This is a genomic window from Chryseolinea lacunae (assembly GCF_016735595.1).
Classification (GTDB): domain Bacteria; phylum Bacteroidota; class Bacteroidia; order Cytophagales; family Cyclobacteriaceae; genus Chryseolinea; species Chryseolinea lacunae.
In genome coordinates, this window is the sequence record NZ_JAERRB010000001.1 from 274807 (window position 1) to 300506 (window position 25700).

Sequence of the window (25700 nt, forward strand, 5' to 3'; positions counted from 1 at the left end):
TAACCCACAAAACTAATCAATTTACTTTGTATAAAATTCCTGCCAACACCCTTTTCCTCGGAAAGAACCTCGTTTTCGTGCCGGAATGTCACTCTACCAACACCCTGGCCCTGCAACTTTGCCAGACCTCGTCGGCCCCGGAAGGCACACTGGTGATCACCCTCAATCAAACTGCTGGCCGCGGCCAGCGGGGAAACACGTGGGAAGCAGAACCCGGCAAGAATTTCACGTTCTCGCTGGTGTTCAAACCGGCAACACTGGCCCTGAAAGATCAGTTTTACCTCAACATCTTCACCTCGCTTGCCCTACACGACTACCTCGTTGGCAAAAATGCCCCATCTCCCTTCGTAAAATGGCCAAACGACCTCTACACAGGCTCCAAAAAAGTGTGTGGCATACTAGTGGAAAGCCAAATTTCGGGAAATTCGTTCTCGAGCGTGGTGGTGGGCATCGGCTTCAACATCAATCAACAGAAATTCGCAACCGACACCGCCACGTCCCTGGCCGTTGCTTTGGGCCGAACGTTCGACCTCCAAACCGAGCTCGAAATTCTGCTCAGCCACATCGAAGCCCGCTATCTTCAACTGCGGGAAGGAAAACTCAACACGCTGCTGGCCGACTACATGAAGGTGCTCTATGGTCTTCACAAACCCATGCTGTTCACCACAGGCGAAGAAACACACGAAGGTGCGATTGTAGGCATTGACGATTCGGGGCGATTGCGGGTGATGATGGGACAGACCGAACGAACCTTTGGCGTGAAAGAAGTGAGCTATCGCGTACAGTAAAACAGCGTTATACCTCCTCTCCCACCATGTTGCTATCCTGCCGCACCGTGAACGTGAAGGTTGAACCTTTGCCCAACTCGCTGGTGGCCCATATGGAGCCGCCGTTTTTTTCGATAAATTCTTTTGTGAGCAACAGACCAATGCCTGCACCTTTCTCTTGCAGCGTGCCCGGGTTAGAGAAGTGGGTTTCTACATTAAACAGCTTTCGCAAATCGGCCGAGGTCATGCCCACGCCCGAGTCGGTCACCGAAATCTCTACCAGGTCGCCTTTCAGTTTTTCGCGTACCATAATGAGGCCACCGGGCTTGCTGAATTTGAGTGCATTGGCCAGCAAGTTCCGGATGATGAGGCTGATGTGGTTTCGGTCTACCAGCACCGAAAGTGTTTCGTCTATCTCGTTCACAACGGTCACTTCTTTCTGTCGTGCAATTTCGGTGAAGAGCTGAATCTTCTCTTCCACAATGGGCCGCACCTTCAAAAATGTAGGATGACTTTGCAGGCCGTTCAGCTGCGACTGCGCCCAGAACAAAAGGTTGTCGAGGTCTTCGCGCACGGTGTCCAGATTCTGGCGGAGCTTTTGTGTGGTGGTCAGAAATTCTTCGCGCGAAAGTTCTTCCACGCTCATGATGTCCATCAGGCCACGCAAGCTGGCCAGGGGGCTGCGCAAGTCGTGGCTGATAATGGAGAACAGTTTGTCTTTGGTGATGTTGATGTTGCGCAGCTGTTGTGCCTGGTGCTCGATCTCCATGTTCTTGGCATTGAGCTCGTCGTTGGCGCGTTTCTTCACGCGGTTGTTATAGAGTAACACAAACGCCAGAATGGCCATGAGCACAAACGAACCGGCAGAGAAATAGATCCAGATGCGCTGGCCGTTGAGTTCTTCTTTTTTGAGAAGCGAATCTTTCAGCAGCAACGCAATTTTTGCTTCCTTCATTTCCGAATCGAAGCGTGCCTGCATGAGGGCCATCTGCTCGCCGTTGCGCTGGTTGTGCAGCGAATCGTGCACGGCCAGGTATTGCGTTTGATAGTCGAAAGCTTTGTTGATTTCTTTTCGGGACGCATAGATTTCCGACACCAGTTTGAGCGAACGTTCCAGTTCGTTCTTAAAATCGTATTTGCTGGCCAGCGTGATGTTTTGCAACAGGTATGACAGGGCGCGATCGGTGTCGTGCAGGAGGTAGTAGGCTTTGCCGATGCGGTGGAGTGTCGACACTTTCAGAAAAACGTTCTGGAGCTGATCGGCAATCTTCACCACATTTTCAAATTTCTTCAACGCACTCTCATAGTTTTTCTCGTGCACGTCGATGTCGCCGAGAGTGCGGTTGGAAAAGCCTACCAGAAAAAGTTTGTCTTTGCCGTGGCTCCATTTCAATGCACGTTCTGCATAGACGCGGGCCGAATCGTATTGCTGCATGCCGAGAAACGAGAATGCCACATTGTTGATGCTGCGCGACATGGACAGGCTGTCGCGGATGGTGGTGCTGATTTCGTAGGCTTTTTTGAAGTTGGCAATCGCCACCACATATTGCTTTTGTTCGTAGCGTATGGCCGCCACGTTGTTGAGGCAGCGTGAGATAGCCGAGGCGTCGTGAAATTTTTCGGCGATGGCCAGGGCCTCCGTCGACAGTTCGAATGCTTTTGAATAGTCGCCTTTGCGATAGTAGATCCAGCCGAGGTTTTCGAGTGCCTGCCCCTTGCCGCGTTCGTAGTTGATCACCACGGCGAGGTCGTGCGCCTGCTGACCATAATCAAGGGCTTTGGTGTTGTCGCGTTCGCGAAGACTGGTCACCAGTTTGTTCAGCAGCCATACCTTTGTTGTGTCTGACGGAATATTTTTGACAAGACTCTCCAGGCTATCTGTTTCGCTCGTTTGCGCAAAGCAGAAAACCGGAAGCAGGGACAAAACAAGGACAAAGATTGCCCGGTATCGCATAGGGGGATAAAGTGACTTTTCCAGTCATGCAACTTCGGGACACCCTTACTCAAATTCTAGTCAAAAAAGTAGTAAAACCTACATGTCCGCTGCTTTAAAAAAGAATCCACAAAAACTCCCCTAACCCGCTGGATATTAGTCAGAATCGCTGGCAGGCAGCGTCCTCCTGCTGGCCAATGGGCGCTCCCGGCGGCGGTGTGAGCAATTTCTCGCGTTTGTAGTCTTCGGGATTGTTCTGGAACGTGCGGATCCGGTTCAGGGCGAAGGTGTAGTGTGCCCTCCAGTCTTCGTTGGCGGTGATTTTTACTCGTTCGGTCATCCAGTTCCGCAGTTGCTCCACCTTCAAATAAGCAATAGCCCGCACTTGATTTGACGCGTCCGGATCGAGGGACAAAGTCATCAAATTATCCAGCAAAACGTTGTTTACGGTGATCTGGAGTGCGCCTTCGTATCCGTTTTTCGAGGCACTTTTCACGGTGGCCGCGATCACTTTGTCGAGCACGCTTTCCAGCGACGGTTGCTTTTCATCGCGGGCATGATACTCCACCAGGCGGCCGGCCCGCGACGGATGCAGCAACAGGCTCAGCGTCATGTCGGCAGCGCTTTCGGCGGCGGTCAGCGCGTCGAAGGTCAGCTCGGTCCTGATTTTCACCACCTCGCGGTGGCGGTCGAAGCCGAGGGGACGCGGAGGTATGATCTTCAATAAATCTTCTGGAAACATCAGACTTGCAGGGGCAATTGTTTTCAATAATACATCCAGGGCCTTCATTTGTTCGGCCGGCGCCACCATTTCGGTCACCGGCTGGCCGTCGCCGCGAAGGGCGTAGCGGTAGTTCAGGCCACCAATCAGCTTCACGCAGGCTTCCGTTTGGTAGCGGTGAAAGAAGTACATGGGCACCAGCGCTTCTTCAAGTGTGGCCATAGGCGCACCGGGTTTGATGTTGTTGACGCCAAAGTTTTTCAGCACCACCGTGCGGATGTCGAGCACGCGACTCAATTCGTCTGCCGGATTTTTGCCGTTGTCCCACAAGTGGGCATAGGGATGCGAACCACCGGTGGGGCGTGCATCCTGGTCGGAAAGAAACGTGAGGCCGGTTTTCAGCGATTGTTGTATGATGTTGTTCAGCGCCGATTTTTCGTCGGTGCCCGAAGGGAAATCCTGGTAGCCATAGGTGATTGCCACTTTATCCCACGGGCCAATCTTGTCGTCGTAGGCATGGCTGAGATCAACTTTGCCATTCGTCAACGCCACATACGGATGGGGATAGTCCATGACGGAGGCCAGGTTTTCGGTGCTCGACGAATAGGCATGGGCCAGGCCCAACGTGTGCCCTACTTCGTGCGCAGCCAGTTGACGCAAGCGCGCCAAAGCCATGGCTTCCATTTCTTTCGACACGGGCTTGCCCTCTTCATAGGGCGCCAGCAGTCCTTCGGCAATGAGATAGTCCTGGCGAACACGTAGCGACCCGAGGGTCACGTGTCCTTTAATGATTTCGCCGGTGCGAGGGTCGATCACCGAGGCGCCATAGGACCAGCCGCGCGTGGAGCGATGCACCCAGTTGATCACGTTGTAGCGCACGTCCATGGGGTCGGCATCTTCGGGCAGCAATTCAACACGGAAGGCATCTTTATAGCCCGCCGCCTCAAAGGCCTGGTTCCACCACCGTGCACCATCCAGCAACGCCGAACGGATGGGTTCGGGTGTGCCTCGGTCGAGGTAATAGACTATAGGTTCAACGGCCTCGCTAAGCGCCGCTGTGGGGTCTTTCTTTTTCAGGCGATGGCGTGTGAGCAATCGTTTCTCGATCGGTTCGGCAATGGGTGTGGCATAGTCGTAGTACGAGATATTGAAATAGCCGGCACGCGGATCGAACGTGCGTGGCGCATAGTTGTTGTCGGGCAATTGAATGAACGATTTGTGTTGGCGCACCGTCACGCTGGAAGGTGATGGCGTCACGCTGCGGATGTAGTTGCCCGCAGGATCGCCGGCAAACGTCAGCGTGGCTTCAAATTCTGAATTCTGGGGAAAGTTTTTTGTGCGTGGCAAATAGAAGGCCGAGCGTTTCGTATCCAGGCGATAGTTACCTTGTTTGGTTTCGGCCAGCGTTTCGCTCACACCCTGTGCATCCTCCATCAGGAAATCGGTGGCTTCCACCAACACCTTCCCGCCTTCTTCGGCCTCCACCTTGAACCCGTGCAGCACCGACTGTGCAAAGGCTTCTTCCACCGCCCTGCGTTCGTCTTTGTTAGCGGAAATGGCGCGATAGAAATAATTCGGTTGTACCAGCAATACCTTCGGACCACGGCGTTCGAACTTCACCACCTGCTCTGCTCCCAACTTTCCACGATCGAGACCTATATCGTTTGAACCCACCCCTGTGGCAAGGGAATAGACATATAAAAACTCTGTATCAAACTTGTCTATGACGAGAAAGATCTTGTCCTGCTTCTCATCATAATAATATTCGAAATAGCCTGGGAATTTCTGAAGCCCCGCCACTTTCGCAGCGATGGGCGACGAGGTTGCGGCAGGTTCAGGATCGCCTTTTTTGCGTTGTGCCACGGCGGAAAGTGAAAGCATGAACAACAACAGAACGAGGGTATGACTCAGCTTCATAAGGTTAAGGTTAACGCCTTGAAGCTAGAAAAAGAAACGCATGTTCGGAAACAACTATTCTACAAACGGAAGATCGCTGCAAAAGAAAAGGACCGGCTTCGCAGCCAGTCCCTTTCGTTGGTATAGGGTGATGCACCGGTTTAGGATGCATCGTGAAAACCGGTCACGGCTTGTACGTCAACACATATCCCTTGCCCGCATTGTTGAACGGACCCTGGCCATAGCCTGCGTCGGTCACAGAAGGGATGGTTAGTGTCTTGGCGTTTTCATCGTACTGAATGGCACCGCGCCACTGCACACCATAGTCGGGATCGGTCCCCGAAAGCTGGATGTCGCTGCAAACGTCTGTGAAGAATCCCACCACAAGCAGATCGTCGAAGCCGCCATAGAAGTCGAGATCATAGTCGAGGTTGAAATTGCTGATGGTGTAAACCCCGCCGCCGTTGGCCGACACCTGCACGGTGTAGGTGGCGTTGGTTGACTCAACATGCACCTGGTAGTTCCCCGTTTGAATGGTCGAAGGACAACTCACGCCCCACTGCACATTGCATCCTCCAAAGGAAGGTTGAGCGGGTTGGTTGCATAGTTCCGAATTGAGGGCCACGGTCAGTCGTCTTCCGTCGGCTGTGTTGATAGGGAACGTCACGTTAAATGAATCGCCCACGTCGATATCGTCGACAGAATTCAGTTTAAGTGCGCTCACAACATCGGCTCCCGAAATTTTCACGGTCGAGGGGAACGTGGTCACCGAGCGAATCAACACCGGGGCAAACACCGAATCCACATACTTGTCCTGGAAGGGATCGTAGTTGCGGCCTTTGTCGGTATAGACCAGCATGAGATCAACCGAATTGATGGTGGTCACATCAAACCCATCCACGTCGATGGCAAACTCCACATACTCATCGGCCAGCGGATTGAGCGCGTTAAAGAATGTGCGATCGCCATTGCGTGTGATCTTGGTGACGGCGCCGATGTTGTCGTCCATCTTCGGCCTCACATTATCATCTTCACGACACGATATGGCCGCCAGCAGCACGAGGATGAATGCACTTATGTATTTCAATATACTTTTCATGATTTTACTTTTTTGGGTTTAGTTAACATCCCAGAACACGGGCACCGAAACCAACGGCGCAGGATTGGGTGCATTCGGATTCGAAGTCAGCTCGGTGGGGCCAAGCGGGAAGCGCACGGGAAACGGTCCGTTGGGTGCAAGACTGGCCGGCAGATCGGAAGGGAATCCCGTTCTGCGATAGTCGTTGTAGGGCTCCACGCCGTTGCCAAACTGTGCAAAGTATTTTTCTTTGATGATCACATCCAGTCGTTGTGCGTCGGTAGTCGCATCGTCGTAGGCATCTTCGATGTTGGCAATGTAGTTGGCCACTTTTGCTTTCAGGGCAGTGTTGGCGGGCGACGGCGCGTTTTCATCTTTGGCTGCGCCAAAGGCAATCACTTTGTCCATCGAAGCCTGAATGCCTTCGGCGAGCAGAGCTTTCGGATCGCCCGGTGTGCCCAGGGTGAGGGCGGCTTCGGCCAGCATGAAACAACGCATGGCATTGGTGATCCAGGGAGCAACACCTGCGCCGGTAGCAGAAGTAACAACACGTTCGTTGCGCGCGTCATTGTCGTACGAGCCACCGATGGGATACACGCCGAAGGTGGCGCGCAACGTATTGTCGGCAGGCTGCCCCGAAGGATCGCCGTGGTCGCGGCCAATGTAACCGTCTTTCACATCATCGGGCAAAGCTTTCAGCAACGGCCAGAAGGGACAGTCGGTGCGCTGTGCACAAGGTTCCGTTTGAAAATCAAGCTCGGCGTTGGTGCCCTGGCGATAGACGTAGTACAAAATGCGAGGGTCTTCCTTGTTCAGCATAGAATACATGAAGTAGTTGCTCATGTAGAATCCCTTGTTGCCGGCCACGTATTCCTGCTGATAGATGGGGTGCTGGTTGGCCGGCGAAATGTTCGGGCCAAACTCAAACTGAAAGTCATCGGAATTGTCGCCGATGAATTCGGTGTTTGCATCGTTGAGCATGCTGGTGATCTCTGTGCGGGCGCGGTTTGCGTCTACCAAGCGCAGGTTCAGGAGCAGTTTCAACTTCAGTGTGTTGGCGGCGCGGCGCCATTGGTCAAGGTCGGAGCCGTAGATCAAATCGCCGTTCACCACTTCCTTGTTGGTCTCCGACTGGTCGAGGTCGGCCTTGGCTTCGTCCAATGTTTTGAGCATACCGTCATAGATGCTTGCACCGGTGTCGAACTTGGCATTGAGAATGGTCTCGCCTTGCAACGCTTCCGAATAGGGAACATCTCCCCACAGATCCACAATGGTGCTGAACAAATACGTTGACATGATTTTTGAGATGCCTGCATACCCTTTCAACCCGAGGTCGTTAGATTGTTTGATCACCTGTGCAAAATCTTTTAGGGGATCGGCATACAGCTGATTAAATTCTGTGTCGGTGAGGTTGCCCTGAATGTTATAGGTGCTTTCGTTCAGGCTATAGAACTGACGCGAAAAGATGGAAGCGTTTTCGTTTGCCGTGCGCATGGACCAGAAGCCCGCCTCCACAATGGCATTCGGAAACAGCAGATCGATTTCGGCCGTGCTGGGGTTGTTCGGATTTTCGTTCACATCCAGAAAGCTGCTACAGGCGCCCATCGCCGACAGGCCCGCCGCCAGGAAGAATATTCGAATGAGTTTTGTTTTCATAGTGTTCATCGTCGTCTTAGAATGTAATTCTCAGGTTCACGCCATATCGCTTTGTTGTGGGGATGATGCCCAGGTCAACGCCTTGCGCATTGCCCGTGAGGTTGCCTTGCAGCCCTTGCACATCGCCAGCACCCAACGACGTGGTTTCCGGATCGAAGTGAAGATCTTTCGGCATGTTCACTGCGTTGAACCACAGGTTGCGGCCGCTCAGTGAAATGTTTACGGAACCAAACGGTGTTTTCGAAAGCCATGCCTTAGGCAGTTGATAGCCCAGGCTGATTTCGCGCAGGCGTATCGTTGTGCCGTCGAACACTGAAAATTCTTCGGGGCCACCCGAACCAAACGTGTTGATGAAGAACCAGTCGTTTGTGGTAAGCTGTGTGCCGTTGGGAATGGTGTTGCCCTGATCGTCGAGAATAGCTTTTTGCGTGAGCGGATCACCCAACACGCCGGGAATTACCATGGTCACTTCACGGCCGTGCGGGTTGTTGGGGATGGTGCCCGGTGTGAGACCACGGCCATACACCTGGTTATAGGTTCCCGACCAGATGTCGCCACCTTTTTTATAATCCAGCAAAACACCCAACGTAACACCCTTCCAGCTAAACGTGTTGGTCACACCCAACATGAAGTCGGGATTGGGATCGCCAATGATTTCTGAATTGGGCGACGTGATGAGTTTACCGGTAGAAGGATCGACCAACAGTTTGCCATCGTCCGAACGTGCGGCCACCGTGCCTTTAATTTGTCCGAAGGGAGAGCCCACTTTGTGCACCACTTGCACGCTGTTGCTATAGCCGTTCACAAACACTTCGTCCAAACCGTCGGCGAGCTCAACCACCATGTTCCGGTTGCGTGTAAACACTGCGTTGATGTCCCAGCGGAAACCGTTTGCCAGGCGAACTGGGTTGAGGCCCAGGGCCACTTCAATACCTTTGTTGGTCACCTTGCCAATGTTCACAATGCGGCTGGTGTAGCCCGACGAACCCGGTGCCGTGATGGGCACAATCTGGTTTGTTGTTTTGCGATCGTAGTAGGCAAAGTCAACACTGATGCGGCTGTCGAAGAAGTTCAACTCCGTGCCCAATTCCCACTCGGTGGTGAACTCGGGCGTGAGGTTAGGATTGCCAAATGCATCGCCCACCGTCTGCACATTTTGTCCCTTGAAGGGGAAACCGATGGCGGCGATGTTGTTGCCCAGGCCGTTGTTAGTGAAATAGTTGAACGCCTGTGTCTGATAGGGCGACACATCGGCACCCGTGCGGCCAATGCTGGCGCGCAGCTTGCCGTTGGTGAGCACATTGCTGTTGAGCTTGAAGGCATCGGAGAAAATGAAAGACGAACTCACACCACCATAGAAATAGCTACGCGAGCTCTTGGGCAAGGTCGACGTCACATCGTTGCGGCCGGTCAGGTTCAGGAACAAATAGTCTTTGTAGGAGAACGACAAGTCGGCGAAGTAGGCATAGAACCGGCGCTCGGAAACACCACCGCCAAAGGGCGTCACGTTTGCCGTGTTGTCGAGGTCGATGATGCCCGGCACAATGATGCGATTGCCAAAGAAGGCCTGACGATCGGTTCTGCGTTTGTTGAGGTTGTGGCCCACAATGGCCTTCAGCGAAAGATCTTCGCTCAGGTCTTTGTTCACCGTGATGAGCAAGTTACCATCCAACTCCATGTTGCGTATGTCATCCTGTATCACCTGCCCCAAGGCGTTTGACGTGGAGCCGATGGGAAGCGTGGTGATGTTGTGTTGATTAAATCCGTTGAAGCCCATCTGATAGGTCACGTTCAACCAGTCGGTGAAGTCGTAGCCCAGCGACAGCTTGCCATAGAAACGATCTACCTTCGACGTGTTGCGCGAGTTGTAGGCCAGGAAGTAAGGGTTGTCGTTGTCGGGACGGTAGAAGGCGGGATAGCCCGTGGCATCCTGGTAGGGCAAGCCCTTGAGGTCGACGTTTGGCGGAATAAACAACAGGCGTTGTGTGATAGACGTGGCGTTGGTATACAAGCCCGACGTGGGCGGCGAATTCAGATCGGAGTTCACATAGTTCATACTGCCCACCACATACAGCCCGTTGTCGAGCTGCACGTTGCCACCAAAGTTCACCGACGTGCGCGTGCCTTCGTTGCTGGGCACAATGCCCACGTTGCGTGTGCGCGAGATGCCACCGGTGACACGCGCCTTTTCATTTCCACCCGAAACCGACACGGCCGTTTCAAACACGGAGCCGCGCTGAAAGAAATTCTTTGCCGAATTGTAGGGACGCAGCAACACCGAGTCCCCTGCATATTGCGGGAAGTAGGGTTTGCTGGTGGGATCGTTGTAGCGATCGTAGGGATGCGCCACCCAGGCCAGACCCGTTGACGGATCGATGCTATAGATGGTGTTGGCGTTTTGCGGAATCTTCCACACGGGATCGTTCAGATCGAACGGCGCGCCCCAAACACCAATGTTGCCGTCTACATAGAGGAAGTTGTTGCCCTGCGTGTAGCGTGTTTGATATTCGGGAAGGTTGGCGACTTCTTCAACTGAATAGGATGTGTTCAACGAAATTTCCAGGCCTTTGTGCGTGGCCTTCGAACTGGCCTTGGTGGTGATCACCACCACACCGTTGGCTGCACGCGATCCGTAGATGGCCGACGCTGCGGCGCCTTTCAGAATGGTCATCGACTCGATGATGTTTGGATCGATGTCGAGCGAACGACTCGATGCCGTAGTGGCACTGGTAAACGAACCTGTAGCAAATGCCTGTGTGTTGAACGGAACACCGTCAACCACAAACAACGGCTGGTTGTTTCCCAGCAGCGACTTGTTTCCGCGAATGGTGAAGTTTGTTCCTGCACCCACCGCGCCCCCGGCACCCACAATGTTGACACCGGCCACCTTGCCTTGCAGCGACTTGACTACATCGGGTTCCGACTTCTGCGCAATGCGATCGGCTGTGACATTGCTCACGGCATAGCCCAACGCTTTCTTCTCGCGTTCGATGCCCACCGCCGTGACCACCACTTCACCCAACTGGTGCACATCGGGCGACATGGCCACATCTACGGTGGAGCGTCCGGCCAGATCCAACTCCTGCGTCACTAACCCGATAAACGAAAACATGAGCACGCCGCCATCAGACGGAACACTCAGCGAATACTTGCCTTCGGCATCGGTGATGGTGCCCAACGACGTGCCTTTCACACTGACGTTCACACCGGGCAAGGGAGTTCCTCCCTCCTGCTCGGTCACCTTGCCGGTGACCGTGCGGTTTTGCGCCAGCGCCGTGCTCCAAACAACGGCGAGGCACATCCCACTGACTAGTAAAAATTTCCTCATACTTTTTAGGTTTGTTTTTGGTTATTCAGAATCCATCCACGTTGGTGACTAACACCTGGCAGGATGAAAAACAAAACTCCCAAAACCAACTTCCAAAAGAATGACCTATTGAATGGTATATTACCGCGACAACGCTAACGCGAGATGGGTTACAGAATTACAGGGATGCGCGAATGGAGGCGATGGATTCGAGTGCGGGGTTTGGTTTTTTGGGGCAGGGATGTGCGTGAATCATACTTTCCTTCCGACCAATAGTGAACAACGTTGTTACCCTATTTCCCTTCTTTAAACAATGAAGAAGGAAAGTGATACGGAAGATTCCCTTCATCGGCCAGCTCAAAGCTACAGTCGTCCTCTTTGACTATCCTAGCTATTAAATAGCCGGCATTTTTTACACCTATGCCGATATCGACCCGTTAGATTCATCCCAGGTCCAGTTTTGTATATGGTTTTGACATCGTCTTTCTATTTGCGACATCTTATCAATGGTTCCCTTGCGTTCACCTCTTGTACAGTTACCTGATTCCTTTATGGAACCTTTCGTGTACCGCTCACAACAAAAGCTCTTTACTAATGCTGCGTACACTGGTTTGAAATCTACTCCAGCATGCCGATTTCGAGGGGGCCTCCCCCATCTTTTACATAGCTCCTTCTGATGTTAGTCATTCATCAGAAGTTCATGGCGCCAAACTATACAGTTTTTTCTTAATCTGGATAGAGCTATGCAGTATGAAAGTCGTCACCCGCGCGGAAAGTCGACGCAGAGTTTCCAACATGCAACAGTATAGCAACTACGACCAAAAATCTATATTTTAGAAGTTAATAGTTAAACGAAGCCTTTCAGAAGGGCCTGGAAATGAAGGCAGATAAATTTAACTCACTTAATGATTGAGTAGTAGTTATTATGAAGGTGCGGCGATTATTCAAAAACTTTTTGATCTGGACCAGCCATTGGGGTGACAGAATTAAACAACACAAGATGTATAGACTCCTCTGCCTGATCTTGATGCTAATTTCATCATCATCTTTTGCTCAAAAGGCAAATAGTGATAGCGTATACATTAACCACGAATTCAATGGCAGAGAATTTAATTATAGTAAGCATGCCAATTTGTATTTTGAGAAAATACTTGAAAATCGCCACTGGAAGATTCACACCAATTTCAATTTATACGAATGCGCAGTTAGAAGTCCAGTGCAATATATAAACAAGTCATTTTATTCTAATTTTCGTTTTGAGTATGTTGATTTTTATGGTTATGTGCAGTTTTTTAATGACTCGATAAAAAGCCGCCCATATTTAGCACGATCAGTATTTCACCAGGGGCTAGATTTTGGAGAAACTGTTTTTGAAGAAGGTCTCGCTCTGGAAGAAGATACTATATATGGCAATTTTACCTTAGAAAGATCTAAATCCTACGGACCGATCAATATAAATTTATCAGAATTTAATGGAGGCATTACTATTGACGACGCCACCTTCGAACAGGATATTTTATTCCAGAGCTGTAATATTAAGAACAGGATATCGATGATTAATTTGCAATTATTAGGTGAATCGTCACTAATTTTTTTCGAGAATCATTTGCCTGAGTATCTGTTTTTCCAAGGAGTCAAAATAGAACAAGGTGAGATCGACTTGTCAAGGTTGGCATTTAAACCAGGTGAGGTTCATAGAATTGCACTATACAGGGCTGACATCACTAAGTTTCATTTAGATTATATTCACTTCAAGCTGTTATTAGTAGATCAGCATAATAAGGAATTAAGTATCGAAGAAATAAATACGATTTATGAATCATTACTGAGAAACTTTAATGATCGTGGTCAGATTCAAAGCTTTGAACTACTTGACATCGAGTTTAATGACTATAAGTGGGCGCATGGCAAATTCCCTTGGGTTTGGTGGATTCCTCACTATTGGAATTTTTACGGACACAGAAAGGGAATGGTGTTTCTATGGGCTTTCGTCTTTCTATTCATGTTTTCCTTCTTATCATATTTTATGTATGACGGGTTGAACGACAGAAATCATGGAGTGTATGTAATAGAGTCTATTCCAACGGCCAAAAAGATTAATAATTATGAAAGGATGTGGTATTCATTTATTTATACCTCCTGTATTTTTTTTATGTTTAGCTTGAAGATTGATAAAATCAGGTTTAGAAAGAAGGCAATGACGTTTTATCTAGTAGTTGTTTCAATAACGGGCCTTATTTGTATCGCCTATATGGGTGCATACGTTCTTGATAAATAAATTATATGTCTCCCTTGTAAGTTAGACCATCAATTAACATTCATCACCTTCTTTTTCACTAGGTAGCGTTGGCGCTCACGATGGAATACGCAGCAATGGCTCCGTCCTCAACAAAGAGGAGGCCAAACACAATACAGAGGCCAACGCTTCACACAACTACTGACCATTGCCCTTCTGGTGTTGCTTTATTGCGATCAGAAAAAGTTTAACCAACAAATGAAAGCAACACAATCCTTTTGAAGAGCATCATCAAAGCGTAACCCTCTCTTCAGCTCTGTCACATCACCACCCCGCCTCATGATTCCGCTTATACTCCGCCAACACCTGATTATAAACCCGCTGCCCAGGCTTTATCTTCTTCTGATAAGCCGCCACCCGCACAGGATCTTTCACAAATTCACTCGCATAAGCCTGTGCTTCCGCAAAAAGTGAGCGCCCGTTGTTCTGTCGATCGGTCCATTCCACGTTGCTCATGTCGGCGCGTTTGGTCAGGTAGGTTTTGTCGCCGTAGCTTTTCAGCACCATGTCGTCGGCGTGGCCTTTCAGTTTGCGGCGGCCGTTGGGATTGTTTTTCAGATGTGCCATAGAAGTATGTTGTTTTTGGTTTGATACAAATGCCTGTTCGTGCCGGCCTGGGTTGGTAGTGGGTGTAGGGTGGCTGTACTCATCCTCCGTTTATCCTCCGTTTCGAAACGGAGGATAAACGGAGGATGAGTACAGCCACCTAGGAGGAAAGTGCCAAACACATTAAACGCACATACAACCCGAAGCAATAGCCATGGCCGCGCGTTATCAACTTTTGTGCCGGACAGCAATGCGCTTTTAGAGGTATGAAGACAGTTTTTTGGGAAGAGAGGTGGATGAGCCAACGATGCTTCGTTTGGCAGCAACGAAATATCGTTGGCATTTTAAGCTTCGAGGAAGGGACCTGGGCCGTGGGGTGTTTGGCCTGATCAAAAAAAAAGCCCTCCCGTCTGGAGAGCCTAGTCCTTTAGAAGTTCTTTCATTAACCTAAACTTATGAAGAAATTTTTTTCTGCTTGTTGCGAAAAAGGACCGCGACAAAGGTGGTTCGGCTATGTGAATTCTCTGTCACCCACATGGGATGAATTTGTTACCAAAAAAGTAAGCCCGGTTTGGCGACTGACCAGCGTTAGGTTGGGGATAGAGAAAATTATGAATGAAAAAAGCGTGTGACTTACCCTGCTGCCTTCCAGTTTTCGATTTTGGAATTGCCGCGCAGGGAATAGTTGAGCAAGAGGGGTTTGCCTTCGTAGCGCACCAGGGCGTCTTCGTCGAGGCTTAGGAGTTCGATGGTGCGGGTGCGGCCCAGGGTCACGATCGATTTGCCTTTGGCCGATTCGCACCACACCGACTGGGTGATGAGGTCGCTGAGGTCGATGGTGCAGTTGCCCTCGATGCGTTTTATCATCAGCTTTTTGCAGATGCCCTTGAAGGCGATGGAGCCGTCGCCGGCAATTTCAAGCTCCACGGTGTTGCGACCGCAATAGATGAGGCCGGAGAGGTTGAAGTTGCCACGGGCCACCAGCGTCACGTCGCCATGGTTGCCAATCACAATGGAGTCGTCTGTGAAGTCGCCGATGAATTCGATCTTCCGCGGTTTTTGTTTTGGCATCACCCTGGGCATGGCATCTGGGGTTAGGTGGTTGTGGTCGGTTGTCGCTATCAAAAAACGACGGATACCACCTCAACTTCAATTTCCATGAACAGAATATAGATTTATTTTGACCGCGTTTGCAGAAAGAAAATGACTGTCAACATCTTATAAAAAAACGCGCCCAAAAAAATATTAACGCGATATGTCTCTTTCGAAAGGATAATGGGGCGAGCACCTATCGGCCTCGTTGTGTTTTGAGCAAGACCGTTTCATTTTTCTCACCGCAACGCCTCCACAATGCGTCTGCCCTCCCCCACATTTCTCACCCGCCGTGCGTTCGGTTATGCACGTTGCGGTGCCGGCTGTTGTCGGTCACGTTGCTTTGATCTCCATGATGCGGCGGTCGAACTCGTCGTTGTGCAACGTGGATTTGTTGCGGATGCGGGTTTTGTAGGCGTAGATGGTGTTGACGGAGTAGCCCAGAATGCGGGCAATGTCGTCGGTGTCGGTAATGCCCATGCGGATGAGGGCGAAGATGCGAAGCTCTGTGTTGAGGAGTTGGCCGTCTTTCAGCAAAAACTGGTCTTCGGCATTAAAATAGGAGTTGAACGTTTTCACAAAGTCGGGAAACAGTTTCAGAAACACCTTGTCGAAGCCGAGGTAGAGCTCGTCGCGTTCGCGCTTGGCGTTGATGTTGTTGATGATGAAGCGTATGTCGTCGTATTTTTTCTGCGTAAGCTTTTGTTCGACGGAGCGCTTCACGGTTTCGATTTTGTCGAGGTATTCGGAATTGATGGAAAAATAATAGCCGATGTATTCTTCTTTGATGCGGTTGGCCTCGGTGAGCTTCAGGTTGGTGTGTTGCAAGGTGGTGTTGGCCTCCACGATGGTGAGGTCGGCCGCTTTCAGTTTGCGCAACTGGCGGAAGATGATGTAGGCAAAAAGCGTGACCACCAGTAGCAACAGCGACAGGCCAAGGCCGTAGACCAACCAAAGCCTGCGTTGTGTTTCGGAATGCGTGAGGGCGGCCGAGGCAATCATGGGCAATATCGAACCGATTTCCACCATGCGTTGCCGCGCGCCATAAAACTCTGCGTCGTCGAGGGCCTGGCGGATGAAGATGTAGGCATTGGCCACGTCGCCACGTTCGTAGAGCATCCGGGCCAGTGTGTACATGGCGGCGGTTTCTTTGGTGGCCGCGCGAATGTCTGACAGGGCCGACAGCAATGTGCACTGCAAGGTTTTGTCGAGTTGATCCAGGCCGCGATAGGCCACACCCAGGTCGTAGTAGTTCACGGCGCGCTGGGGATCGGTGAGGGTGTGTGTTTTGAAAAGCTCGCCCACGGTTTCCACTACCCGCGCGTGCTCGTTGAGCAAGGCATGTTTCAGCACAGTGACGTTGTAGAAGCGATACGATTCGGGGGCCGACCATTGCAGCGCCGAGTCGATATAGTGCTGGGCCTCGGCCACATATTCTTTGTGATAGTGATGATAGCGGTTGTAGGCGTTCAGGTCGGTATAGGTTTTGGCCAGCAGCCAATAGTAGTTTGCTTTCACGGTGTCGGCCAGGTAGCGCACCTCCACCACATTGAGCGAATCGAAGGTTTCCTTGAACATGCCAGCCGAGATAAGGATAAAACCCAGCTTCACCCGAGCATAGCCAAGCCGCGATTTGTCGTGCAGGCGTCGGCCCGTTTCGATGAGCTTGACGGCGTATTTAAAGGCAGAGTCGTTAATGAAGGTTTTGTACTGATGATAGAACGCGTTGTATAGATCAAACTGCTTCTCCTGCGAGAGACTGTTCACCCCGATCAGGGCCTGACGAAGCTGTGCGATGTTTTTCAGCTTGTGTTGCACATACACGTCTTTCTGTTCGATTTCCTTTCGCAACACGGCAATCAGACTGTCGTTCACGGTGCGCGCCAGGCCACCGGTTGCCAGCAACAACAACATCCCCAAAATCCATAAACTTTTCATAACCCATGGGCCACAGTCAGTAGCGTGAGCACAGCCCTAAGGTCGAAGTTAACAATTTGGTGCATCGGCAAATGGCCGGTTATAAAACAAATTTTGTCCAGTCTTTCCTTGCGTGTGCGCTGGGCCGTTGGCGCCATGAAACCCCTAGGTGATTTTAAAAAATAATTTTACCTTCCGGGTGCCGTTTCACAACGATTGGGTGTGGCACCCGTGTTTTTATCCGATTTGATTCAATCTTATGTTGGTTTTAAGGCGAAAGACAATTCCCCTATTCGATGCAGACAAAAATCTGTTTGTTCGTTTTCACCTCGACACAGCCACAAAAAAAGAATCGCGTCTCGCCATGTGGCTTAGAGACAGCACACCTTCGCCTATGCCGTGGCATGGCGAGGTGGACATTGCCGAAAAAAGGTTCAAGCTGTTACGCTGGACGGGCTTTCAAAAAAGCAACATCACGTACATCTCGCACATCGTTATCCATGGAAAAGAAAAAACGGTTGACGATGAATCGTTTCTTCAAATCTCGTTCGCACTGGGCAATATGGCATTGTTTTTCATTCTTTGGTGTGTTCTGATCATCACTATCGAGGTCGTCAGGAAGCCGTTCGATTTTTGGCTATCGCTTGTCGTGGGTTGTGCGTCTGTGTTGGTGACGTTGTTTCTGATGGTCGATCTTAACAAATCCGAAAACGCCATCGACGACTATATCGAAAAAATCAGAAGTCAGGCATCCGTTAAGCGGGACATGTGATGCTGATTTGGGAATTGGGCAAATGTCGAATCGAAAATCGGGTTGAATTGTAACGGCATGGCCGTAGTAAAACCAGCCTTCGAATTAGGTAGCTCCGATGGAGCTCGTCATTTAAACAATTCACATTCTATAGACAGGGTGCTCCTAACGGAGCAGATGAAAAGGGAATATATCGGGCTGAATGTTCGCGTGGATGTTCACGATGGGAATGCCTTTTGAAGATCACAAGATTGCGGCGGCGAAACTGCAATTATGTTGGGGCATTCAGACATGACCATCCGGGGTGCCGCCGTGGTTGGAAAGACTGCGGCGGCATGCCCGTTGTGATCGCGTTTTCTCAGATCAGCTTTTCGAGGTTCGCTTTGGCGATGGCTTCCGATTTGCTGTTGACCTGGAGCTTGGAATAAATGTTTTTGATGTGGGTCTTGGCCGTTTCCTTGCTAATGAAGAGCTCTTCGGAAATCTGGGTGTAGGTTTTTCCTTCGGAGATCAGTTGCAGGATTTCGGTTTCGCGTTTGGTGAGGGGTGAGTTGGGGTTCACATGAAAGTTGTCGATGACCATGCGGGCTATGCGGCTGCTCATGGGCGCGCCGCCTTTCACAATCTCTTCCAGTGCCGACAGCAGTTCCATGTAGTTGGCACTTTTGGTGATGTAGCCCGAGGCGCCGGCCTTCAATGCTTCAAACACCAGTTCACTATCTTCATAGACCGACACCATGATGATGTCGGTGTGTGGGCTTTTGTCTTTGATCACTTTGGTGCCGTGGATGCCGTTCACACCGGGCAGTTCAATGTCCATGAGCACGATCTCGGGTTTGTCGCGGTTCAGGTTGGCGATGGCGTCTTCGCACGAACCGTAGGCATTCACAACGGTGAACTTTTGTGAGCTGTTCACAATGAGGGTGAAGCTGTTTCGGATCTCCTGATCGTCTTCCACAATCATGACCCGTTTCTTAAATGGCAAGCCCATATTTCAGTGTTTTGGTGAGTTTAAAATTGAGGACGATTTTCGTTCCCTGGTCCTTGGCACTTTGTATACGTAAAAGCGCATTGATCCTGGTGGCTCTTTCACGAATATTTTGAAGACCATTCGATTTTTCGATGTTGTCGGTCAAAAAACCTATACCATCGTCTTCGAAGGTCATCTCAAATCCTTCTTCGTCGCGCTTCAGCGTGAGCGCCACATTTTTGGCGCCCGACGATTTGAAGGCGTTGGTCATGGCTTCCTTAAAGATGAGGTTGGCCTCGCGACTGAAGCCATAGGGCAGCTTTATCTTTTCCTTCACTTCGTTGTAGGCGCGGAAGCTGATGTTCTTTTCTTCAAACAATTTCTCTCCAAAGTCGCGGATGTGAATGAACAACTTCGACAGCTCGTCGTTCACCGGGTCGATAGACCAGATGAAGTCGCGTGTGCCGCTATAGAGATACTTGGCCGAGTCTTCCACTTTTGTGTAGAGGTCGTGGCCGTTGGTGCCGTTGTAGCCGTTGCCATTGGTGTGACCGTTGGCGTTCAGCTTCAGCAGGCTCACGTAGTTGATGATGCGCGTCAGCTGGTTGCCCATTTCGTCGTGGAAGTCGCGGGCAATTTCCTTGCGCAGGGTTTCCTGTTCTTTCTGGCGGATGCGTTCCATCATCATCACGCGGTTCACGCGTTGTTTCACCCGCACATACATCACCAACGTGACCAGCCCGGCCACCAGAATGAACATGCCCACCAGGAAGCTTGCCGTTTGATAGAACGGCGAACGCACCGTGAAGCTGTAGGCAATGCGTGTGTCGGCCCAGCTGCCTTCGTTGTTGGTGCTCATGACGCGGAAGGTATATTCGCCGGGGGGCAGGTTGCTGTAGGTCACCTGTTCAACGGCCGAGGGTCGCGACCAGGTCTTGTCAAAGTTTTCGAGGATGTATTTAAACTTCAGCGATTTTGAGTAACGCTTGTCAACACGGTTGAATTGAAACGTGACGTGATTCTTGTCGGGTGGCAGCGATGGTTTGTAGGGAATTCTGAAAAAGCCATAGGTGCTGTCGGCATAGTCGCGCGCCGAATATTCGCCATAGAGCAAAAGCACGTCGGTGAGGTGCACATCGAACGAGCGGGGTTTGTCGGTGTTTGCGTTGTTGAATTCATAGAGGCCGTCCACGAGGCCGAAGTATTTTTCGGTCGGGCTAAGGTAGAAGGCATTCTGATTGGTCTCCACACCGGCGAGGCCGTTGTCGTAGTCGTAGTGCAGGTTTTCGCTCACGTCGAAATGGCGGTCGAGCTTCACGCGGTTAATTCCTTTTTCGGTGCCCACCCAAATATATCCCTTGTCGTCGATGGCAGCGAAGTAGATGAAGTCTGACGACAGACCATCGCGTGTAGTGATGAGTTTGCGCATGGCGCCGTTTGGATTCAACACCATGATGCCAGCGCCGCCCGTGCCCAGCAACAACAGCGAGTCGTTCAGGGGATTGATGCTTAGCACGGATGTGTTTTCAATTTCCGACATCAGCACTTTGTCCACCTTTCCGTTGTGCAATGTATTGAGGCCAACTTCGGTGCCGATGAAAAGTGTTTTGCTTTTCGGGTTGTAGTGTGTGGTCCAGATGCCGTTGGTGTAGAGGCCGTCTTTGGTGGAAAAGTTTTTGAAGGTCTTTCCGTCGAAATAGCTAAGGCCGTTGCCGGTGGAGACATAGGTACCCTTTCCATCGAAGGCCACGGAGGTGACGGACCATCCGGGCAATCCGTCTTTGCGTGTGAACCATTGGAAACAATCTTTGGCTGCATCATAGCGGCCCAGGCCAGAGGCGGTGCCGGCCCAAATGGTTCCGTCGGGCGCCTGGCGCACGGTGAGCACGGCGTTGCGGCGGGTGTCTTTCGGATCGCTATAGGATTTCATTTTGCCGTGGTTGATCTTCCACAAGCCTTTGCCCATGGTGCCGATCCATCGTGCGCCGTCGCGGTCTTTGGTGATGGACATTACGCCGCGCAGGTTTTCGGAGCTGCAACGTTTGAAGTCCTGCATAAAATATTTGTAGAGGCCCCGGCCGTTCGAGGCAAACCAGGTGTTGCCTTCGGAGTCGACAAGGGCATGATACATGTCAACATCTTTCACCACCGTGTCGCGCCTGAAGGGAACAACGCCGGGTGGTGTCTCCTTCAGCAACGCCATGCCGGTGGTGGTCCAGAGCACGTTGCTTTTGGCGTCTTGGAGCAACACATAGTTGGGCATTTCCCAGGGCACTTTCACCACGCCCCTGTTTTTGATGTCGAGCTTGTAGACGCCCTTCGGGGTTTTGAAAAATACGTCGTGTTTATAGTTGAACAGGTTGTATACTTTGCCCACATCGCCCGACGGAAACGTGACGAGGCCTTTCAGGGTTTGAATCACAAACACGTTGCTGTCGCCGCTGGTGTAGTAACACACTTCGCCACCGGGTGCCTTGTGGCCTCCCCACAACATCACGTCTTTATACAAGGGTTTCTCCCATGACATGAGGGTGTCGCTATAGATCCGGCTCAGCTTTCCACTGGTGGAATACATGAAAAGGGTGTCGCCCAGCATATACATGCTCATAAACTGGCGGTCGACCAGCGTTCCGGGGGGCGCGGCAAAGCGGCGGAAGTGCAGGCCATCGAAGCGTGTAACGCCGCGGGGGTGAAGGATCCAGAGGTTGTCATGCCGGTCGAATTGCAGCGACACCACCTGGTTGCCCAGAAGGCCATCGAGTGTGGTGTAGACTTTAAAATCGCGGCCGTCGTAGCGGGCCAGGCCGCCGCCGGTGGTGCCACTCCAGAGGTAGCCGTTTTTATCTTCCACCATGCCCATCACCTGCGACTGGGGCAGTCCATCTACGGCGGTGTAGTTTCGGATGGAATAGAATTCGTCCTGGGCCAGCAGCTCAGATGCCGCGAGGCACAGTATAAGCAGAAGAAAAGCCCGGCACATACAGATCACCTCGCAAAGAACGTGCTTCTGCTTTTCCCGGTCATACCCCGTGCGGCGGGATAATTTTCCCGGGGCCGGCGAATATCTTTTCCGGTCGGTGTAACCGTTGGTCATTTTTTGTAGTCTTATGGTCATCACCCTATTCCCTTCGCTATGTTTAAAAACTATCTTCTCATCAGTTTACGAAGTTTACAAAAACATCGTTCTTATTCCGTCATAAATATTGCCGGTCTTGGACTGGGCCTGGCCACCTGCCTGCTGCTGGTGACGTGGGTGGTGCACGAATTGCGCTACGACACCTTTCACGAGCACGCCAGCCGAATCCAGCGCGTGTCGCTGGAATATAGCTTTGGCGGGCAAACCTCGCGCACGGCGGTGTCGCCTACTGCCTTACTGCCTACCCTACAAAAGAACTTTGCCGAAGTGGAAAATGGTGTGCGCATCTACAATCCTTCGTCGTGGAATCCCTTTGTGGTGAAACACGACGACAAGATTTTTCAGGAAGAGAAATTTTTCTATGCCGACAGCACATTCTTCCAGGTGTTCACCTTCCCTCTTGTGATGGGCAACACGGCCACCGCGCTCACCGAGCCCAACACGGTGGTGCTCACGCGCAACATGGCGAAGAAATATTTTGGTGAAGCCGAAGCTCTCGGAAAAACCCTTAAGATCAACAACAACACCGAATATCTGGTGACGGGCGTGATCGACAACGTGCCCAGCAACTCGCTGCTGCAATTCGATTTCATCGCCTCTTTTGCATCGCTCCCGGCATCGAAAGAACAAATCTGGTGGAGTGCCAATTATCAAACCTTTGTGTTGCTGCAACCCGGCACCAACGAGGCGGCGCTGTCTGACAAAACTCAAACGCTGGTGAAGGAAGCGCTGGCCAACGAGCTCACCAACCCCGGCGATTATGTGAAATACAATTTCATGCCCCTCACCGACATCTACCTCCGCTCCGACATGGACGAGGCCACCCCGGTGGGCAACATTCAATATGTTTATATCTTCGGAGCCATTGCATTTCTGGTGCTGGCCATTGCCTGCATCAACTATGTGAACCTGGCCACCGCACGTGCAGCCGACCGCGCCAAAGAAGTGGGCATACGCAAAGTGATTGGTGCACTGCGTCAGCAGTTGCTCACACAGTTTATTGGCGAATCGGTCATCATCACGCTCATTGCGCTGGCGCTCTCGTTTTTCCTGGCGCGGCTGGCTTTGCCGGCGTTTGAAAGCATTACCGGAAAATCGTTTGCCGGAGCGTTGTTGTTCAGTCCGGCCTTTATGGGTGGAGCCTTGCTGGTGTCGATCATCATTGCCATGGTAGCGGGCGCTTATCCTGCGCTGGCCATCACGTCGTTTAAGCCGGTGAGTGTGTTGAAGGGAAATTTCAAAACATCGGGCAAGGGTGTATGGCTTCGCCAAGGCCTGGTGGTGTTTCAGTTTGGCATCTCCATCATCCTCATCATTGGCACGCTGGTGGTGATCAAGCAGCTGAATTATCTGCAAGAGAAAAAATTAGGCTACGACAAAGACAACACAGTGATATTGCCACTCGATCAAAAAACAGCCTCGGTCTATACTGCACTGAAGTCTGAAATATTGCGCAGTGGCGCTGGACGCGCCGTGGCACGCGCCACCGAATCGCCCACGGTGATCAACGGCGGCTATTCGCTGAACCTGAAAGGCAGCACGAGCGACCGCGGCATGATTGTGACGGCCATGTCGGTTGACGACGCCTTCATTCCCGCCCTCGGCATCGAGCTCGTGGCAGGCCGCAACTTTGTGGAGACAGATGCCGCCACCACAAAAGCCGACACGACAGGCGCGAGCTACACCTTTGTTGTGAACGAGTCGACACTGCACGAACTGGCCCTTCCCCTCGACAAAGCCGTGGGCACCCCGGTAGACATGAACGGACGCAAAGGCGAAATTATCGGGGTGGCCAAAGACTTTCACTTTGCGCCGCTGCACAAAAAGATCGCGCCGCTAGTGTTGTTCAACGAAGACAGCCAATACAGCTTCCTGTTTGTGAAACTCAACGGCAACCCCACCGAAGCGCTGAGCAAGCTTGAAAAAATCTGCAAGACCACGTTGCCACACCGCCCGTTCGAATACACGTTTCTCGACCAGCAATACAACGCGCTCTATGCCAACGAACAGCGCATGAAAACGCTGAGCACCACGTTCGCCGGCATCACCATCGTGATCGCCTGCCTGGGTCTTTTTGGCCTGGTGGCTTTCTCGGCTGCACAGAAAACAAAAGAGATCGGAATCCGCAAAGTGCTGGGGGCCACGGCCGTGAGCATTGTGTTTCTGATCACGCGCGACTTCTCGCGTCTCGTGCTGCTGGCCATTGTGATGGGCCTGCCGGTGGCATACTGGATGATGCACAATTGGTTGAACGACTTTGCCTATCGCACAGAGATTGGCGTATGGCCGGTTTTGGCGTCGGCGCTGGTGTGTTTGGCGATTGCCTATGGAACGGCAGCGTTTCAGGCGATTAAGGCGGCTTTGATTAATCCGGCGGATACGTTGCGGAATGAATAAGTTGATAAAAATATTGCCTGGCCCGCGTTGGTGAAAAACACCGGCGCGGGCCAATTATTTTGTGACTTTCCGCCTACCTTCGCGTTATGAGGGCAATTGTTACTGCATGACGGAAGCCGAGATACAGCAAGAATATGCGGTCCTGGAAAGGGCGAAGAAGAATCCCAAAGCCTTCGGCGAGCTCTACGAAAAATATTTCGACCGGATTTTCAATTTCGTGTACCGTCAGATCGACGATGAAGATGTGACGGCCGATATCACCTCACAAACTTTTCTTAGTGTGCTGAAGCACCTGGATCGTTATCAGTTCAGGGGTGTTCCGTTTTCGGCGTGGCTCTATAAGATTGCGAGCAACGAGGTGAACAAGTATTATCGCAAACGCAAACACGACAAGGTGTTCAGCATCGAAGAAATTCGCGTGCGCGAACTCATTGAGCAGGCGCACGAAGATTGGGACGAAGAGGTGGTGGAGAAACTGCTGGAATATCTGGGCGATCTGCCCACCGACATGCTGGAAGTTTTGCAACTGCGGTTTTTCGAGGACAAAGATTTTAAAGAAATTGCCTTCATCCTCGACATCACCGAAAGCGGTGCCAAGATGAGAACCTATCGCGCGTTGGACAGACTGCGCAAGAATTTTAAATTACGAATCAAGTACGATGGGAAGGAATGAGATACGACTTCGGCGGCAAAAAGTGAGTTCCGGCAGCATGGCACGCCATCGGAACTATAGCAAGCTCATGGCTCGCCACGAACGCAACCAACGCGTGCAACGCACCATCCGCGCGGTGATCTACGTTGTTGTGGTGATCGTGCTCATCATTCTGATAATTTTGTTTGTGATGGTGAAACACCTCGAACAGCTGCAACAGAAAAAAACACCGGGCAAAAACATTCAACAGACCGAATCGAAAACGGCGCCGTGATTTTTTCACAGCGCCGTTTTTTTGTTGTCACGTTTCTTTAAGGGATCAACCTTCGCTCAGCCCGTTCGCGCATCAGAGCACGCGCTTCAGGATCAGGAAAATAACACCCAGCAAAAACACAATGATCGAGATCTTGTTGATGCCGTGCATCATCCTGATGTTCATATCCGAAAATCGTTTGGGATCTTTCTTGCGGAAGAAATAGCCGCCCACTTCGCCAAGCGAAAAGAAATCTTTCACCGTGTTTTTCTTGTGGGGTGTGCCGGTGTTGTCGTTGCTCGTTTCCATAGCTGTGTTGTTTTGTTCGTTCG

Annotated in this window: 17 protein-coding genes; 6 read left to right on the forward strand and 11 right to left on the reverse strand. The window is 51.3% G+C overall.

Translation table 11 applies throughout. From position 1 onward, the window contains the following. Positions 1 to 26: 26 nt before the first annotated feature. Entirely contained in the window at positions 27 to 788 is a 762-nt protein-coding gene (locus JI741_RS01030) for a biotin--[acetyl-CoA-carboxylase] ligase (protein ID WP_202006744.1), read from the forward strand. A gap of 7 nt (positions 789 to 795) precedes the next feature. On the opposite strand, the gene JI741_RS01035 is transcribed toward JI741_RS01030, so the two are convergent. The 5 genes from JI741_RS01035 to JI741_RS01055 form a co-directional block, all read right to left on the reverse strand. Next, a complete protein-coding gene (locus tag JI741_RS01035) occupies positions 796 to 2721 on the reverse strand; it encodes a tetratricopeptide repeat-containing sensor histidine kinase (protein WP_202006745.1) in 1926 nt (641 codons plus the stop codon). A 139-nt stretch (positions 2722 to 2860) separates the two neighbouring features. After that, entirely contained in the window at positions 2861 to 5338 is a 2478-nt protein-coding gene (locus JI741_RS01040; RefSeq protein WP_202006746.1) for a zinc-dependent metalloprotease, read from the reverse strand. Positions 5339 to 5501: 163 nt separating this feature from the next. Further along, on the reverse strand, positions 5502 to 6416 hold the full coding sequence (locus JI741_RS01045; RefSeq protein WP_202006747.1) for a hypothetical protein: 915 nt from the start codon (positions 6414 to 6416) through the stop codon (positions 5502 to 5504). A gap of 18 nt (positions 6417 to 6434) precedes the next feature. Further along, a complete protein-coding gene (locus JI741_RS01050; protein WP_202006748.1) occupies positions 6435 to 8051 on the reverse strand; it encodes a SusD/RagB family nutrient-binding outer membrane lipoprotein in 1617 nt (538 codons plus the stop codon). A 16-nt stretch (positions 8052 to 8067) separates the two neighbouring features. After that, positions 8068 to 11379, reverse strand: a complete 3312-nt coding sequence (locus JI741_RS01055; RefSeq protein ID WP_236675816.1) for a SusC/RagA family TonB-linked outer membrane protein — start codon at positions 11377 to 11379, stop codon at positions 8068 to 8070. Between the two features lie 979 nt (positions 11380 to 12358). On the opposite strand from JI741_RS01055, the gene JI741_RS01060 reads away from it, so the two are divergent. Then, positions 12359 to 13636 carry a hypothetical protein gene (locus tag JI741_RS01060; protein WP_202006749.1) on the forward strand — a complete coding sequence of 426 codons (1278 nt, stop codon included), beginning with the start codon at positions 12359 to 12361 and terminating at the stop codon, positions 13634 to 13636. A 282-nt stretch (positions 13637 to 13918) separates the two neighbouring features. Here JI741_RS01060 and JI741_RS01065 read toward each other — a convergent pair whose 3' ends face one another. From JI741_RS01065 to susR, 3 genes are all read right to left on the reverse strand, one after another. Next, complete coding sequence (locus JI741_RS01065) at positions 13919 to 14221, reverse strand: hypothetical protein (protein WP_202006750.1); 303 nt, start codon at positions 14219 to 14221, stop codon at positions 13919 to 13921. A gap of 612 nt (positions 14222 to 14833) precedes the next feature. Then, complete coding sequence (locus tag JI741_RS01070; protein WP_202006751.1) at positions 14834 to 15283, reverse strand: hypothetical protein; 450 nt, start codon at positions 15281 to 15283, stop codon at positions 14834 to 14836. A gap of 342 nt (positions 15284 to 15625) precedes the next feature. Continuing rightward, on the reverse strand, positions 15626 to 17230 hold the full coding sequence (susR, locus tag JI741_RS01075; protein WP_202006752.1) for a SusR family glycan utilization regulator: 1605 nt from the start codon (positions 17228 to 17230) through the stop codon (positions 15626 to 15628). Between the two features lie 238 nt (positions 17231 to 17468). On the opposite strand from susR, the gene JI741_RS01080 reads away from it, so the two are divergent. Further along, the gene (locus tag JI741_RS01080; protein ID WP_236675817.1) at positions 17469 to 17981 is read left to right on the forward strand and encodes a hypothetical protein; all 513 of its coding nucleotides are present in this window, start codon (positions 17469 to 17471) and stop codon (positions 17979 to 17981) included. 337 nt (positions 17982 to 18318) lie between these two features. Here the strand turns inward: JI741_RS01080 and JI741_RS01085 are convergent, their stop codons facing one another. Further along, positions 18319 to 18951, reverse strand: coding sequence for a response regulator transcription factor (locus JI741_RS01085; protein WP_202006754.1), 633 nt, complete (start codon positions 18949 to 18951; stop codon positions 18319 to 18321). Beyond that, positions 18935 to 22024: a ligand-binding sensor domain-containing protein gene (locus tag JI741_RS01090; RefSeq protein ID WP_202006755.1), complete on the reverse strand. Its 3090-nt coding sequence runs from the start codon at positions 22022 to 22024 to the stop codon at positions 18935 to 18937. Before JI741_RS01090 ends, JI741_RS01085 begins: the two co-directional genes overlap by 17 nt. Positions 22025 to 22063: 39 nt before the next feature. Between JI741_RS01090 and JI741_RS01095 the strand changes: the two genes are divergently transcribed. From JI741_RS01095 to JI741_RS01105, 3 genes are all read left to right on the forward strand, one after another. Continuing rightward, positions 22064 to 24463 carry an ABC transporter permease gene (locus JI741_RS01095; RefSeq protein WP_202006756.1) on the forward strand — a complete coding sequence of 800 codons (2400 nt, stop codon included), beginning with the start codon at positions 22064 to 22066 and terminating at the stop codon, positions 24461 to 24463. Between the two features lie 106 nt (positions 24464 to 24569). Beyond that, positions 24570 to 25136 (forward strand): RNA polymerase sigma factor, encoded by a 567-nt coding sequence (locus JI741_RS01100; protein WP_202006757.1) that lies wholly within the window; start codon positions 24570 to 24572, stop codon positions 25134 to 25136. A gap of 37 nt (positions 25137 to 25173) precedes the next feature. Beyond that, the gene (locus JI741_RS01105) at positions 25174 to 25389 is read left to right on the forward strand and encodes a hypothetical protein (protein WP_202006758.1); all 216 of its coding nucleotides are present in this window, start codon (positions 25174 to 25176) and stop codon (positions 25387 to 25389) included. Between the two features lie 72 nt (positions 25390 to 25461). Here JI741_RS01105 and JI741_RS01110 read toward each other — a convergent pair whose 3' ends face one another. Then, positions 25462 to 25677 (reverse strand): DUF6728 family protein, encoded by a 216-nt coding sequence (locus JI741_RS01110; RefSeq protein ID WP_202006759.1) that lies wholly within the window; start codon positions 25675 to 25677, stop codon positions 25462 to 25464. Positions 25678 to 25700 lie beyond the last annotated feature (23 nt).

Coding starts and splice junctions, on each gene's coding strand:
- JI741_RS01035 (WP_202006745.1), bottom strand. CDS start 2,721: ATGCGATACCGGGCAATCTTTGTCCTTGTTTTGTCCCTGCTTCCGGTT.
- JI741_RS01040 (WP_202006746.1), bottom strand. CDS start 5,338: ATGAAGCTGAGTCATACCCTCGTTCTGTTGTTGTTCATGCTTTCACTT.
- JI741_RS01045 (WP_202006747.1), bottom strand. CDS start 6,416: ATGAAAAGTATATTGAAATACATAAGTGCATTCATCCTCGTGCTGCTG.
- JI741_RS01050 (WP_202006748.1), bottom strand. CDS start 8,051: ATGAAAACAAAACTCATTCGAATATTCTTCCTGGCGGCGGGCCTGTCG.
- JI741_RS01055 (WP_236675816.1), bottom strand. CDS start 11,379: ATGAGGAAATTTTTACTAGTCAGTGGGATGTGCCTCGCCGTTGTTTGG.
- JI741_RS01060 (WP_202006749.1), top strand. CDS start 12,359: ATGTATAGACTCCTCTGCCTGATCTTGATGCTAATTTCATCATCATCT.
- JI741_RS01065 (WP_202006750.1), bottom strand. CDS start 14,221: ATGGCACATCTGAAAAACAATCCCAACGGCCGCCGCAAACTGAAAGGC.
- JI741_RS01070 (WP_202006751.1), bottom strand. CDS start 15,283: ATGCCCAGGGTGATGCCAAAACAAAAACCGCGGAAGATCGAATTCATC.
- susR (WP_202006752.1), bottom strand. CDS start 17,230: ATGAAAAGTTTATGGATTTTGGGGATGTTGTTGTTGCTGGCAACCGGT.
- JI741_RS01080 (WP_236675817.1), top strand. CDS start 17,469: ATGTTGGTTTTAAGGCGAAAGACAATTCCCCTATTCGATGCAGACAAA.
- JI741_RS01085 (WP_202006754.1), bottom strand. CDS start 18,951: ATGGGCTTGCCATTTAAGAAACGGGTCATGATTGTGGAAGACGATCAG.
- JI741_RS01090 (WP_202006755.1), bottom strand. CDS start 22,024: ATGACCAACGGTTACACCGACCGGAAAAGATATTCGCCGGCCCCGGGA.
- JI741_RS01095 (WP_202006756.1), top strand. CDS start 22,064: ATGTTTAAAAACTATCTTCTCATCAGTTTACGAAGTTTACAAAAACAT.
- JI741_RS01100 (WP_202006757.1), top strand. CDS start 24,570: ATGACGGAAGCCGAGATACAGCAAGAATATGCGGTCCTGGAAAGGGCG.
- JI741_RS01105 (WP_202006758.1), top strand. CDS start 25,174: ATGGCACGCCATCGGAACTATAGCAAGCTCATGGCTCGCCACGAACGC.
- JI741_RS01110 (WP_202006759.1), bottom strand. CDS start 25,677: ATGGAAACGAGCAACGACAACACCGGCACACCCCACAAGAAAAACACG.